Origin of the sequence: Actinomadura sp. NBRC 104412, from assembly GCF_030269515.1 — a bacterium.
Classification (GTDB): domain Bacteria; phylum Actinomycetota; class Actinomycetes; order Streptosporangiales; family Streptosporangiaceae; genus Spirillospora.
In genome coordinates this window covers 105,976-120,142 of record NZ_BSTM01000008.1, presented here as the reverse complement: position 1 = coordinate 120,142, position 14,167 = coordinate 105,976, and the positions used below count along the sequence as shown (strand labels likewise).

At 71.1% G+C, this 14,167-nt stretch carries 9 protein-coding genes; all 9 read right to left on the bottom strand.

Translation table 11 applies throughout. From position 1 onward, the window contains the following. Positions 1-72 precede the first annotated feature (72 nt). The 9 genes from QSK21_RS12735 to QSK21_RS12695 all read right to left on the bottom strand — a co-directional run bounded on the left by QSK21_RS12735 (position 73) and on the right by QSK21_RS12695 (position 14,038). On the bottom strand, positions 73-3,819 hold the full coding sequence (locus tag QSK21_RS12735; protein WP_285695821.1) for a family 78 glycoside hydrolase catalytic domain: 3,747 nt from the start codon (positions 3,817-3,819) through the stop codon (positions 73-75). 163 nt (positions 3,820-3,982) lie between these two features. Next, on the bottom strand, positions 3,983-5,395 hold the full coding sequence (locus tag QSK21_RS12730; protein ID WP_285695820.1) for an L-fucose/L-arabinose isomerase family protein: 1,413 nt from the start codon (positions 5,393-5,395) through the stop codon (positions 3,983-3,985). A 54-nt stretch (positions 5,396-5,449) separates the two neighbouring features. Further along, positions 5,450-7,501, bottom strand: coding sequence for a bifunctional aldolase/short-chain dehydrogenase (locus QSK21_RS12725; RefSeq protein WP_285695819.1), 2,052 nt, complete (start codon positions 7,499-7,501; stop codon positions 5,450-5,452). A gap of 113 nt (positions 7,502-7,614) precedes the next feature. Then, the gene (gene rhaI / locus QSK21_RS12720; protein WP_285695818.1) at positions 7,615-8,781 is read right to left on the bottom strand and encodes an L-rhamnose isomerase; all 1,167 of its coding nucleotides are present in this window, start codon (positions 8,779-8,781) and stop codon (positions 7,615-7,617) included. 36 nt (positions 8,782-8,817) lie between these two features. Then, positions 8,818-9,135, bottom strand: a complete 318-nt coding sequence (locus QSK21_RS12715) for an L-rhamnose mutarotase (protein WP_285695817.1) — start codon at positions 9,133-9,135, stop codon at positions 8,818-8,820. 73 nt (positions 9,136-9,208) lie between these two features. Further along, positions 9,209-10,294, bottom strand: coding sequence for a rhamnose ABC transporter substrate-binding protein (gene rhaS / locus QSK21_RS12710; RefSeq protein WP_285695816.1), 1,086 nt, complete (start codon positions 10,292-10,294; stop codon positions 9,209-9,211). Positions 10,295-10,345: 51 nt separating this feature from the next. Then, complete coding sequence (locus QSK21_RS12705) at positions 10,346-11,353, bottom strand: ABC transporter permease (RefSeq protein ID WP_285695815.1); 1,008 nt, start codon at positions 11,351-11,353, stop codon at positions 10,346-10,348. Beyond that, entirely contained in the window at positions 11,343-12,494 is a 1,152-nt protein-coding gene (locus tag QSK21_RS12700) for an ABC transporter permease (RefSeq protein WP_285695814.1), read from the bottom strand. Before QSK21_RS12700 ends, QSK21_RS12705 begins: the two co-directional genes overlap by 11 nt. Further along, positions 12,494-14,038 (bottom strand): sugar ABC transporter ATP-binding protein, encoded by a 1,545-nt coding sequence (locus QSK21_RS12695; RefSeq protein WP_502871554.1) that lies wholly within the window; start codon positions 14,036-14,038, stop codon positions 12,494-12,496. Before QSK21_RS12695 ends, QSK21_RS12700 begins: the two co-directional genes overlap by 1 nt. Positions 14,039-14,167: the final 129 nt, after the last annotated feature.

Sequence of the window (14,167 nt, the reverse complement as noted above, 5' to 3'; positions counted from 1 at the left end):
TGGGTGGGGAGATGGGGCGGCGGGAGAGCGGGCAGGGGACGCCCTCCCGCCGCGTGAGGACCGGCCGGCGGGTCAGCCCGTGCCGGACGACCTCGCCGAGAAGTGGTAGGTGCCGGAGCCGACGGTGAAGACCGCGGCCCCGTCCTGCATGCGGAGGAACCTGGCGCCGCTCTGCGACACCTCCGCCGCCGACCGGGCCGGAACCCAGACCTCGGCGGTGGTGTTCACGGGAACGGACACGGTGAGGTGGAACCGGCCGCCCTTGGCCCACCAGCTCGTCTCGATCGGGCCGTAGACCGAGTCATAGCGGCCGCTCGCCCGGTTCACGTCGCCGCCGGGGCGCGGGCGGATCACCGTGCGCCGGTAGCCGGGCTCGCCCGCGCTGATGCCGGTGATGTTCTCGTACATCCATTCGCCCACGGCACCGTAGGCGTAGTGGTTGAAGGAGTTCATCCCGGCGTCCTGGAACGACCCGTCCGGCCTGATGGAGTCCCAGCGCTCCCACATCGTGGTCGCGCCACGGTCGATCTGGTAGCCCCAGGACGGGAAGGTGCGCTGGTGCAGCAGCCGGTACGCCACGTCGGTGTGCCCGGTGGCGGTCAGCACGGGCAGCAACTGCGGCGTCCCCAGGAACCCGGTGGACAGGTGCCAGTCGCGCGCCTCGATCAACTGCACCAGACGGTCGGCGGCGGGCTTGCGCGCCGCCTCGGGCAGCAGGTTCATCGACAGCGCCAGCACGTAGGCGGTCTGGGTGTCGCCCTTGATACGGCCCTCGGTCACGTACGCCTTGTTGAACGCCTCGCGCACGCGCCCGGCGAGGTCGTCGTACTGCGCGGCCTCGTCCTTCTTGCCCAGGACGCGGGCGATGTCGGCGACCAGGTCGGTGACGTAGGCGAAGTAGGCCGTGCTGATGACGTCCTTGGGCGTCTCGTCGTTGATGTTGAGCCAGTCGCCGTACCCGGCGGCCGGTCGCAGCAGCCCGTTGCTGTTGTTTTCCAGGTAGGCGATCCACTTGCGCATCGCCGGGTAGTTCTGCTCCAGCACCCGCCGGTCCCCGTACGCCCGGTACAGGTTCCACGGCACGGTCACCCCGGCATCGCCCCAGCCGGCGACGCCCTCGCCGAGCCCGCCGATGCGGGGCGCGACGTCGGGGAAGGCGCCGTTGCTCCCCTGGGTGTCGCGCATGTCCTGCATCCACTTGCTCAGGAACCGCGCCGACTCCATGTTGTAGGTGGCGGTACGGGAGAACACGTTGATGTCGCCCGTCCAGCCCAGCCGCTCGTCCCTGGCCGGGGTGTCGGTCGGGACGGACAGGAAGTTGCCGCGCTGGCCCCAGGTGATGTTGCTGTGGAGCTGGTTGAGCATGCCGTCGTTGGTCTTGAAGTCCATCGTGAACGGCGCGGCCGTGTGCATCACCCGCCCGGTGACCGTGCCCGTGGACGGGGCGCCGGGCAGGCCGGTGACCTCGACGTACCGGAAGCCGTGGAAGGTGAACTCCGGCTCGTACACCTCGGTCCCGCCGCCGCGCAGCACATAGGTGTCGGTGGCCTTGGCGGTGCGCAGGTTGGCGGTGTAGATGGTGCCGTCCTTGTTGAGCACCTCCGCGTGCCGGATCCTGACCTTCTGCCCCGCCGTGCCGGAGACCTTGAGCCGGACGGTGCCGACCATGTTCTGGCCGAGGTCGAACACGTGCACGCCGGGCCTGGGCTGAGTGATCTTCACCGGGGTCAGCTCGCGCTCCACCCGGATCGGCGCGTCGATCTGGGCGGTCGGCCGCGCGGTGATGCCGGTGCCGGGCGACACCGGCCGCCACGCGGCGTCGTCGAACCCGGGCTTGGACCAGCCGCGCTGTTCGAGGCGGGCGTCATAGGACTCGCCCATGAGCAGGTCGGCGCTGGTGACGGGGCCCGGCGACCAGCGCCAGCCGTCGCCGGTGGCGATCGTGTCGGTGGTGCCGTCGGTGTAGCGCACTTCCAGCTGGGCGCGCAGCCACGGCTGGTCGCCGTACTGCCGGGGGCCGAACATGCCCACCGACCCCGAGTACCAGCCGGGGGCGAGCGCGACGCCGATGGCGTTGTCGCCGCGCCGCAGCAGGCCGGTCACGTCGTAGGTCTGGTACTGGACGCGGGTGCCGTAGTCGGTCCAGCCGGGGGCCAGGACGTCCTCGCCCACCCGGTGGCCGTTGATCTCGGCCTCGTAGAGGCCGAGGGCGGTGGAGTAGAGGCGTGCCTGCGCGACGCGCTTGCCGCGGAGGCGGAACTCGCGGCGCAGCAGCGACGCCCCGGGCGGTTCGGGCTCGGCCTGGACGCTGCCCCAGGGACCCGAGCCCCAGGGGGCGAGGACCTTGGCGGCCTGCCAGGAGGAGTCGTCGTAACCGATGGCCTGCCAGTCACCGGACGGCTCGTCCTTCACCGTGCGCCAGTCACCGGAGGTGTCGATGGTACGCACGCCCTCGGCCGTGGTGACCTCCAGCCGTCCCAGCAGGCCCGCCGGGCTCGGCCTGTTGACCGCGATGTTGGTGGCCTTCACCGCGATCGTGTTGCGGCCCTGCCTCAGCTTGCCCGTCACGTCCACGAAGACCGGACGGCGCCACGCGTCGTTGCCCGGCTCCACGTCGGCGACCTGCTCGCCGTTGATCCAGGCGGTGAAGCCGTCGTCGGCCGTCATCACCAGACGGCCCTTCTGCGCGACGGCCGTCAGGTCGAACGACCCGCGGAAGTACCGCGTCCCTTCGGGGGCGTCGGCGGCGGGGTCGCCCTCGGGGTACCAGACCCATGACGCGCCGCTGAAGCTCGGCGGGGCGGTCGGGTCGGCGGGCTGGGGACGTCCCCAGGGACCCGAGCCCCAGGCGGCGGCGACCTTGGCGGCCTGCCAGGAGGAGTCGTCGTAACCGATGGCCTGCCAGTCACCGGACGGCTCGTCCTTCACCGTGCGCCAGTCGCCGGAGGTGTCGATGGTACGGACACCCTCGGCGGTGGTGACCTCCAGCCGTCCCAGCAGGCCCGCCGGGCTGGCGGAGGCGTTGGTGGCCTTCACCGCGATGGTGTTGCGGCCCTGCCTCAGCTTGCCCGTCACATCGACGAGGACGGGGCGCCGCCAGTTGTCGTTGCCCGCCTCGACGTCGGCGACCTGCTCGCCGTTGACCCAGGCGGTGAAGCCGTCGTCGGCCGTCATCACCAGACGGCCCCTCTGCACGGCACCCGACAGGTCGAACGACCCGCGGAAGTAGCGGCTTCCGGCCGGTGCGCCGGCGGCCGGGTCGCCTTCGGGATACCAGATCCACGAGGTGCCGTTCAGCGCCGGAGGCTTGTCGGGGTCGGCGGACGCGCCGATCCAGCCGCCCTTCCATTCGGCCGGGTCCAGCAGACCGGTCTCCCACCAGGACGGCTTGCTCCAGGACGAGGCCCGGCCGTGGGCGTCCCAGACACGGACCGTCCAGTGGTAGCGGGTGCGCGGCTTGAGCGCCGGCCCACGGTACGGGACCAGCACGGACTGGCCGGAGGCGACCTTGCCGCTGTCCCACACGTCCCCCTTGGCGAGCTTGGCCGGGCTGGACGCGACGTGGATCTCGTACGCGGACTGCGACTGGTTCCGTTCCGGGGAGCCGAGCCGCCAGCTCAGCCGCGGAGCCGGGTCGTCGAGCCCGAGCGGGCGCTCGCCGTACTCGGTGGTGGTGCTCAGCACCCGGACGCCTCCGCCCTTGGGCGCCGCCAGCGCGGCGCCTCCCGACGTGACGACCAGGACGAGGGCTGCGGGGAGGATGAGGAGTGTGGATCGAAACCGTTCTCGGTGCTGCGTCGGCCGCTGCGGCGTTCGCACGGGCTTTCCTCCAGGGTTTTCGGGCACGGCGAACCAGGCCCTCGGCCATGCGGGCGCGCACGCGCCACGGCACGGCCGGGGGCCGGTTCCCCGCGGCCAGGGTGGGATCCCCCGATCACACTTGCGTTGAGGAGCGGAAAGGTCGCCGGCTACGCGCCGGGTATCAAGGACGGACCTCCGTGAACTCCAGGTCCATCAGGTCGGCAAGGGCCTTGAGGTCGGCGACGCGGTGGCCGGTGCCCAGCGCCCAGTGGTGGGAGATGCCGGTGGCGCTCCACTCGTCCACCCACTCGCCCGGGTCGCAGCCGAAGTCGACCCGCGAGGTGGTGTTGCCGATCTGCAGCAGCGGGCCGTCCACGGTCTCGCCCTCGGACGCCACGAACCCGAACCGGCCGTCCCTGCGCTGGATGATCCCGAACGCGGTGACCGGGCCGTGCTTGACGTCGAACTCGACCGACACGCCGTACCCGCGCTTGCCGTGGTAGACGCCGAGCCCGCGCAGCAGCGGCTTGCGCGCGCTGATGGCCAGGTGGGCGGGGCCGTCATGGCCCATCTCCACATGGCCGCGGTGGAAGTCCAGCGCCTGCAGCTCGGTGAACGAGCCGCCCGCGCCGAGCCGGTCGGCGATCAGCATGGCCAGCGAGGTGCGCAGCTCGTACTCCCCCGCCGCCGGGATGCCGCGCGCCGTGAGCAGCGACGCGCCCAGGATCATCCCGGCGCCGAGCCGCTCGTGGATCTCGCCGTCCAGGCCCCGGTGGTAGTAGGCCAGGCTGTCCAGGCCGAAGTCCTCCACCAGGCGGTCCAGGCCGACGGAGACGCGGGCGGCCCAGCCCAGGTCGTCCTCGTTCACCGAGTCGGCCAGCTCGAAGATGTCGCGGGCCTCGTCCACCTTGGCCTTGGCCTCGGTGTCGGTGACCTTCTCCACCCGCACCCGCAGGTCGTCGAACTCCAGCACCTCGACGTGCCCGCCGAAGTTGGCGCTGACCAGGGTGAGGTCGGTCGACACGTCCAGCATGCCGGGGTACAGGTGCCCCATCAGGCCGTGCCGGCCCCGGCGCAGCGCGGCCCGGACGCCCGCGGCCCGGACCCAGCGCCCGATCTTCGCCCAGGCGCGCTCGTCCTCCACGTACCCCGACACCGACCGGAACGGGATCCCGCAGCGCTGGAACGCGTTGGCCATCTCCGGCAGCGGGCAGGCCCCGCAGTAGGCCAGCCACTGGCCGGTGTCGAAGGTCGCGTGGTCCATCGACTCGGTCGGCTGCAGGTTGATCAGCAGGACGGGCGCGCCGGACCGCTGGGCGATCGGCACCAGCATGGTGGCGGTCATGTAGGTGGTGAGGAAGCCGACGATGAGGTCGCACCCGGCGACCCGCAGCTTCTCCGCCGCCGCGGCTCCCTCCTCCGCGTCGGAGATGAACCCGACGTCCACGACCTCGACCTCGGCGCCCAGGTCGCGCATCCGTTCCGACACGCGTGCGGCGGAGCGCTTGAGCTGGGGCAGCAGATCGGGGAACTGGGGCCAGTAGGCGCCCAGCCCACCGGCCACCAGCCCCACTCGTACCGTGTTCGTGGCCATGTCTCGCTCCAATCGGTCGTCTGCGTCGGTGGTCGTCGGTTCGGCGGTCGCCGGTCAGCGCAGGAAGGCCGCGGCGACCCCCGCGTCCACGGGGATGTGCAGGCCGGTGGTGTGGGTGAGGTCCCCGCCGGTGAGGGCGAAGACGGCGGCGGCGACATGCTCGGGCAGCACCTCCCGCTTCAGGAGCGTGCGCTGCGCGTAGAACTCGCCGAGCTTCTCCTCCTCCACCCCGTAGACCGCGGCGCGCTGCGCGCCCCAGCCCCCGGCGAAGATCCCCGAGCCGCGGACGACGCCGTCGGGGTTGATGCCGTTGACGCGGATGCCGTGCTCGCCCAGCTCCGCGGCCAGCAGCCGCACCTGGTGCGCCTGGTCGGCCTTGGTGGCGCCGTAGGCGACGTTGTTGGGCCCGGCGAACACCGCGTTCTTGGACGAGATGTAGACGATGTCGCCGCCCAGGTTCTGGTCGATCATGACGCGGGCGGTCTCCCGGGAGACCAGGAACGAGCCCCGCGCCATCACGTCGTGCTGGAGGTCCCAGTCGGCCGCCGTGGTCTCCAGCAGCGGCTTGGAGATCGACAGCCCGGCGTTGTTGACGACCAGGTCGATCCCGCCGAAGGCCAGCACCGCCTCCCGGACGGCGCGGGCGATCTGGTCCTCGTCGGTGACGTCCACGGCCACCGCGATCGCCACGTCCTCCTGCCGCGACGCGCCCGCGCCGATCTCCGCCGCGACCTTCTCGGCCCCGGCGAGGTCGCGGTCGGCGACCACCACGCAGGCGCCCTCGGCCGCCAGCCGCCGCGCCGTGGCCGCGCCGATGCCCGAGCCGCCGCCCGTGACCAGCGCGACGCGGGTCGCCAGCGGCTTGGGCCTGGGCATCCGGCGGAGCTTGGCCTCCTCCAGTTCCCAGTACTCGATCCGGAACTTCTCCGACTCGGGGATGGGCGCGTACGTGGACAGCGCCTCGGCGCCCCGCATCACGTTGATCGCGTTGACGTAGAACTCGCCCGCGACCCGCGCGGTCTGCTTGTTGGCGCCGAAGCTGAACATGCCGACGCCGGGCACCAGCACGATCGCCGGGTCGGCACCGCGCATCGGCGGGGAGTCGGGCGTCGCGTTCCGCGCGTAGTAGGCCGCGTACTCCTCGCGGTAGGCGGCGTGCAGCTCGCGCAGCCTGGCGGTCACCCGGTCGAGCGGCGCGTCCGGCGGCAGGTCCAGGACCAGCGGCGCGACCTTGGTGCGCAGGAAGTGGTCCGGGCACGAGGTGCCGAGCGCGGCGAGACGCGGGTGCTCGGCGCGGGAGACGAAGTCGAGCACCTCGGGGCTGTCGGTGTAGTGCCCCACCTGCGGCCTGTCAGTGGACGCCAGGCCGCGCAGCAGCGGGAACAGCGCGGCGGCGCGCTCGTGCCGCTCCGCCTCCGGCAGCGTCTCGTACACCACCGCGCCGAACGGATCGGACCGGCCGTGCTCGGCGATGTACGCCTCGGCGGTACGGATGATCTCCAGCGAGTTGGCCTGGCACTCCTCGCTGGTGTCGCCCCACGCGGTGATGCCGTGCCCGCCCAGCACCACCCCGATCGCCTGCGGGTTGTCCTTCTTGATCGCCGCGATGTCCAGGCCGAGCTGGAACCCGGGGCGCCGCCACGGCACCCACAGCACCCGGTCGCCGAAGATCCGCCGGGTCAGCTCCTCGCCGTCGGCGGCCGTCGCGATCGCGATGCCCGAGTCCGGGTGCAGGTGGTCGACGTGCGCGGCCTCCACCAGGCCGTGCATGGCGGTGTCGATGGACGGGGCCGCGCCGCCCTTGCCGTGCAGGCAGTAGTCGAACGCGGCCACCATCTCGTCCTCGCGCTCGACACCGGGGTAGACGTCCACGAGCGCGCGCATGCGGTCGAGGCGGAGCACCGCGAGCCCCGCCTCGGTGAGCGTGCCGAGGTCGCCGCCGGAGCCCTTGACCCACATCAGCTCGACGTCCTGCGCGGTCACCGGGTCGGTGACGGTGCCTTTGGCCGAGGCGTTGCCGCCCGCGTAGTTGGTGTTGCGCGGGTCCGAGCCCAGGGTGTGCGCCCGCTCCAGCAGTTGCTCCACCTGGGGCGGAGTGGCGGTCATCGGAAGGTCTCCTTATAGATGTGCGATAGGTGTGCGTAGCTTCGCGTGCGTGTGCGTAGGTGTGCGTAGGCTCGTCGAGCCGAGGCCGATGACGCCGGTCCGGGCCGGGCCGGTCAGGCCCCCCACCCGGCGGCCTGCCCGTCCTTGCGCTCGGCCACCACCTTCTCGTAGTAGCCGGACGCCTTGTACGCGGCGATCGGGTCGGGGTCCAGGCCCATGTCCTCGCGGACCTCGGCCAGCAGCGGGCGGACGTCGGTGTTGTAGGCGTCCATGAACACCGCGTTGGCGCCCAGCACGTCACCGGCGTCCTGCGCGGCGTGCAGCGCGTCCCGGTCCACCAGCAGGGCCTTGGCGGTGGCCTCCTGCACGTTCATCACCGACCGGATCTGCCCCTGGATCTTGGGCTCGATGTTGTGGCACTGGTCGAGCATGAACGCCACGCCGGCCTCCGGCTCGTACCCGCCGCCGCGCACCACCTCGTACATGATCCGGAAAAGCTGGAACGGGTCGGCGGCGCCCACCATCAGGTCGTCGTCGGCGTAGAAGCGGGAGTTGAAGTCGAACGCGCCCAGCTTGTCCTCGCGCAGCAGGAACGCCACGATGAACTCGATGTTGGTGCCCGGCGCATGGTGGCCGGTGTCCACGCACACCTTCGCCTTGTCGCCGAGCTTGACGCAGTGCGCGTACGAGGTGCCCCAGTCCGGCACGTCGGTGGTGTAGAAGGCAGGCTCGAACAGCTTGTACTCCAGCAGGAACCGCTGGTCGTCGCCGAGCCTGTCGTAGACGGCGGCCAGCGCCTCGGCCAGCCGGTCCTGGCGGGCGCGGATGTCGTCCTGGCCCGGGTAGTTGGTCCCGTCGGAGAACCACAGCTTCAGGTCGCGCGACCCGGTCTGGTCCATGATGTCGACGCATTCCAGCAGGTGGTCCAGCGCCTTGCGGCGCACCGCCGGGTCCGGGTTGGTGACGCTGCCCAGCATGTAGTCGTCGTCCTGGAAGACGTTGCTGTTGATCGCCCCGATCGCCACGCCCTGGTCCTTGGCGTGCGCGGCGAGCGCGGCGTAGTCGTCCACCCTGTCCCACGGGATGTGCAGGGCGACGCTGGGCGCCACGCCGGTGAACCTGTGCACCTGCGCGGCGTCGTCGATCTTCTCCTGCGGAGTGCGCGGCACACCCTGCTGCGCGAACACCTTGAACCGGGTGCCGGAGTTGCCGTACGCCCACGAGGGAGTCTCGATGTGCTGGCGGCGAAGAGCGTCCTTCACCGCGCTCCTGTCGGTCACGGGGTTACCTCTCCCTTCAGCGGCTTGGAGGGTGTCTCAGTCCAGGTGGAAGACCTCGGTGAGCGGCCGCATGCCCTCGTCGGGACGGCCGTCCAGGTCCTCGAAGAACGGCGCCATCTCGGCCTGCCAGCGCGCGTTGACCTCGGTGCGCGCCATGCCCTCCTGCGCCTTCTCGAAGTCCTCGGTCTCCAGGTAGCCGACCAGCAGCCCGTCCTCGCGCAGGAAGAGCGAGTAGTTGTGCCAGCCGGTGTCGCGCAGAGCGGCCAGCATGTCCGGCCACACGTGCGCGTGCCGTTCCCGGTACTCCTCCAGCCGGTCCTGCTTGACCTTCAGCAGGAAGCAGACGCGTTTCACGAGGCCCCTCCTGGATTCCCGTCCCGCCGCGGCCTGATGAGGGAGCGCCGCGGCGGGACGGGACGAATGGGGATCAGAAGTCGTACTGATCGATGTTGTTCTTGTCGAAGACCGTGGGCGGCCCGAGGATCACCTCGCCGTCGGCGCCGATGGTGCGCGAGCCGAGCTTGCCGGCCTTGAAGGTCTCACCCTGCTTGCCGGTGATCTGGCCGGACGCCAGCGCGGCCGCCGCGTAGGACGCCAGGTAGCCCAGGTTCTTGGGGTCCCAGAGCGCGAACTTCTGGACGGTGCCGTCCTTGACGAACTGGCGCATCTGGTTCGGGGTGCCCAGGCCGGTCAGCGTGACCTTGCCCTTGTACTTGGAGCCGCTGATGTAGCGCGCCGCGGCGGCGATGCCGACCGTGGTCGGGGAGATGATGCCCTTGAGGTTCGGGTACGCCTGGAGCAGGCCCTGGGTCTGCTGGAACGACTTCTGGTCGTCGTCGTCACCGTAGGCGATCTTGACGAGCTTCAGCCCGGAGTACTCCGGCTTCTTCAGCTCGTCCTGCATGAAGCGGATCCAGGTGTTCTGGTTGGTGGCGTTGGCGGTGGCGGACAGGATCGCGATCTCGCCCTTGCCACCGATCATGTCGCTGAGCAGCTTGACCTGGCTGCGCCCGATCTCCTCGGAGCTGGCCTGGTTGATGAACAGGTTCCGGCAGTCCTTGGCGGTGTCGGAGTCGTAGGACACCACCTTGATGTTGCGGGACATGGCCTGCTTGAGCGGGCCGCACACCGCGTTCTCGTCGTTGGCGGCGATCAGGATCGCGTCGTGCCGCTGCTGCACCAGCGTGTTGATGTAGGACACCTGCGAGGACGCCGAGGCGTCGGACGGGCCGACCTCCTTGGCCTCGCCGCCGTACTCCTTGGCGGCCTCGATGCCGGCCTTGTCGACGATCGTCTCGTAGGGGTTGTTGACCTGCTTGGGCAGGAAGGCGATCTTCAGGCCCTTCTTGATGGGCGCGTTGGGGTTGGCCGAGGCCGCCCCGCCACCGGCGGCGCCGCCTTCGGACGAGGACGACTCCTTGGTCGTGCCACCGCAAGCGGCCAGCGAAAGGGCCAGAACGCTCACGCTCGCGATCGCCGCGAGACGGCGCGGAGCGCGCAGACGGACGGTCATGGTCGTTGCCTTTCAGGGTGGGTCAGGTGGGGGGTGGTCAGAGGGACAGGGTCATGAGGTCGCCGCGGGGGCGGGGGCCTCGGGTCGAGGCCCCCGCGGTCGTCCCCGCGTTTCCCGCACCACGGCGATCAGCCGTGGTGTGAGGACCGACACGATCAGCAGCAGCCCGGTGACGATCGACTGGATCTCGGTCGAGACGTCGTTGAGCATCAGCAGGTTGCGCAGCAGCCCGATGAGCAGCACCGCGGCGATCACGCCGCCGAGGGTGCCCTTGCCGCCGTCGAAGTCGATCCCGCCGAGCAGCACCGCGGCGATCACGGTGAGCTCCAGGCCGAGACCGTTGTCGGCACGGGCGCTGCCGTACCGAAGGGTGTAGACGATCCCGGCGAAGCCCGCGACCAGGCCGGAGATCACGAACAGCACCAGCTTGATCCGCTTGACCCGGATGCCGGCGAAGTAGGCGGCGTCCTCCTGCGATCCGATCGCGAACATCGACCGGCCGATCCCGGTGGCGTGCAGCGCCACGCCGGTGACCAGCGCGAGCAGGGCGAACAGCGCCATCGGGTACGGGACGGGGGTGCCGGGGACCGACTGGGTGGCCAGGTCGGCGTACCGCTGCGGGAACTGGGAGATGGCCTCGGTGCCGAGCACGACGTAGGCCAGGCCCCGGTAGAGGGTCATCGTGCCGATGGTGACCGCCAGCGACGGCAGCCCGAGCCTGGTGACCAGCCAGCCGTTGATCAGCCCGCAGACCAGGCCGACCACCAGCACCACCACGAAGATCGTCTCCAGTGCCCAGCCGGCGTCCCACAGGGCGCCGGTGAGCGCGCTGCACAGGCCCAGCACGGAGGCGACCGACAGGTCCACCTGGCCGCAGACCACCAGCAGGGTCATCGGCAGCGCGATCAGCGCGATCTCGCTGAGGTCGCCGAGCGCGAAGGACAGGTTGTCGGAGTTGGCGAAGTCCGGGGAGATCCCGGCGCCGCCGAAGAACACCACCACCAGCAGCAGGATGACGGCGCTCTCCCAGCGGAGCAGGCCGCGCGGATCAAACCTCATCGCGAGCGCTCCCTTCCTTGGTCGCCGGGGACGGCGGGGCGGCCTCGGCCCGCCCGGCGCGGTGCGCGCCGCCGTTGCCGTTGAGCCAGCGGCGTCCCCGCCTGGTCCTGGACCTGACGCGCAGGGCGCGGGTGACGCGCAGCGCCAGCAGCCGGTCCACGCTGATGGCCAGCAGGAGCAGCACGCCGGTGATGGCGTCCTGCCAGAACGAGTTGACCTTGAGCACCACCAGCACGCTGCCGATGGTGGTGATCAGCAGGGCGCCCAGGGCCGCGCCGTACACGGTGCCGGTGCCGCCGACGATGGCCACGCCGCCGACCACGACCGCGCTGACCACCTTCAGCTCCCAGCCGTTGGCGGCGTCGGCCACCACCGTGCCGAACCGGGCCAGCCACAGCACCCCGGCGAGGCCGGCGAGCAGGCCGCTGACCAGGTAGGCGGTCAGCACCCTGCGCCGGATCGGGACGCCGGCGAGCCGGGCCGCCTCGGGGTTGGACCCGATCGCGTAGAACTCCCGGCCCGAGGAGTAGGACCGCAGGTAGTAGCCCATGGCCAGCATGACCGCCACGGTGATGATCGGCAGGTAGGGAACGCCCAGCACGGCGTCGTTGCCCAGCGACAGCACCGAGGACGGCAGGTCGGACGCGCTGATCTGCTCGCCGTGCGCGAGGTAGTAGTCGATGCCCTGGATCACGTACAGCGTGCCCAGGGTGACCACCAGCGCGGGGACCCGGCAGAAGCTGACCAGCAGCCCGTTCACCAGGCCGCACAGGGTGCCGATGGCCATGCCGACCACCAGGACCAGCAGCACGTTGCGGTCGGTGCCCGAGGCGAAGTCGCCGGTGACGAACGCGACCAGCCCGACGACCGAGCCGACCGACAGGTCGATGTTGCGGGTGACCACGACCATGGTCTGGCCGACCGCGAGCAGCACCAGGATGGAGGCGTTGAGGAAGATGTCCTCGACGCCCTGCGCGGACAGGAACTGCGGGTTGGCGATGGTGGTGATGACCACCAGCAGGATCAGGGCCGCGGCGATGCTCAGTTCGCGGGCCCGCAGCACCAGGTCGACCAGCCGGCCGCCGGTCTGGGCGGGGGCGTCGGCGGGGGGCCTGGTCGGGGTCTCGGTGAGCGTGGTCATCAGGCCGCCTTCCCGTTCCCGTCGCCGGCGCGGCCGGTCGCGGCGGCCATGACCGTCTCCTCGGTGGCGTCGGCCCGCGCGATCTCGGCGGCCAGCCGCCCCTCGTGCATGACCAGCACCCGGTCGGCCATGCCGAGCACCTCGGGCAGGTCGGAGGAGATCATCAGCACCGCCAGGTCCTGCGAGGCCAGTTCCGACAGCAGCCGGTGCACCTCGGCCTTGGTGCCGACGTCGATGCCGCGGGTGGGCTCGTCCACGATCAGCACGGTGGGCTCGGTGGCCAGCCACTTGGCCAGCACGACCTTCTGCTGGTTGCCGCCCGACAGGACGCCGACGACGTCGCTCAGCCGGGCGTACTTGAGCTGGAGCCGCAGCGCCCAGTCGGCGGCGCGGTCCCGCTCCACCCTGCGGGAGATCAGCGGCCCGCGCCGGGTGGCGCGGCGCAGCGCGCGGAGCTGGGTGAGGCCCATGTTGCGCTCGATGGACATGTCCATGACCAGGCCCTGCTGGCGGCGGTCCTCGGGGACCAGCGCCAGCCCGACCGACATGGCGGCGGTCGGGCTCGCGGGCGGCAGCCTCCGCCCGGCCACCTCGACGCTTCCGGCGTCCCAGCGGTCCACGCCGAAGATCGCGCGGGCGACCTCGCTGCGGCCCGCGCCGACCAGCCCGGCCAGCGCGACGATCTCGCCGCGCCGCACCTCGAAGGAGATGTCGGTGAAGGCGCCCTCGCGGGTGAGCCTGGACACCTTCAGCGCCACCTCGCCCGGCGTGACGTCCTGCTTGGGGTAGAGCTGGCCGAGCTCGCGGCCGACCATCCGCTGCACCAGGTCGTCGGGGGTGAGGCCGTCCACCGGCTCGGTGCCGATGTAGGTGCCGTCGCGCAGGGTGGTGACCCGCTGGCAGAGCTCGAAGATCTCCTCCAGCCGGTGCGAGATGAACAGGATCGCGCAGCCCTGCTCCTGGAGGGTCCTGGTGACCGTGAACAGCCGGGCCACCTCCTGGCCGGTCAGCGCGGCGGTCGGCTCGTCCATGATCAGCACCCGGGCGTCCCGGGAGATGGCCTTGGCGATCTCGACGACCTGCTGGTCGGCGATGGACAGACCGCGGGCGGGTTGCTGGGGGTCCAGCGCGACACCCAGCCGGGCGAACAGCTCGGAGGTGCGCTCGTGCATGGCCCGGCGGTCGATCCTGCCCAGCCCGGCGCGGGGCTGGCGGCCCATGAAGATGTTCTCGGCGACCGACAGGTCGGGGAACAGCGTGGGCTCCTGGTAGATGACCGCGACCCCGGCCTGCTGGGCGTCGCCGGGCCCGTGGAACTCCACCGGCCGCCCGTCGACGCGGACCTCGCCCGCGTCGGGACGGTGCACGCCTGCGAACGTTTTTACCACTGTGGACTTACCGGCGCCGTTCTCGCCGGCGAGGGCATGCACCTCACCGGCGTACAGCTCCAGGGTGACGTCCTGCAGTGCCCGCACGGCGCCGAACGACTTGCTCACGTTGACCAGTGCCAATGTCGGCGGCGCCGACCGCGCGGGTGCGCTCACGGCCACCCTCCTCACTGGTGTTGCTCGTAGTGCCACGTAACCTTGCTATGAAAAACGTTTTAAATCTATGTTGCCCAGGACGGTAGATGTGGACGCAACCGCTCGTCAAGAGGCCGTTCTCCGCTCGTT

Coding starts and splice junctions, on each gene's coding strand:
- QSK21_RS12725 (WP_285695819.1), bottom strand. CDS start 7,501: ATGACCGCCACTCCGCCCCAGGTGGAGCAACTGCTGGAGCGGGCGCAC.
- QSK21_RS12705 (WP_285695815.1), bottom strand. CDS start 11,353: ATGAGGTTTGATCCGCGCGGCCTGCTCCGCTGGGAGAGCGCCGTCATC.
- QSK21_RS12730 (WP_285695820.1), bottom strand. CDS start 5,395: ATGGCCACGAACACGGTACGAGTGGGGCTGGTGGCCGGTGGGCTGGGC.
- QSK21_RS12700 (WP_285695814.1), bottom strand. CDS start 12,494: ATGACCACGCTCACCGAGACCCCGACCAGGCCCCCCGCCGACGCCCCC.
- rhaS (WP_285695816.1), bottom strand. CDS start 10,294: ATGACCGTCCGTCTGCGCGCTCCGCGCCGTCTCGCGGCGATCGCGAGC.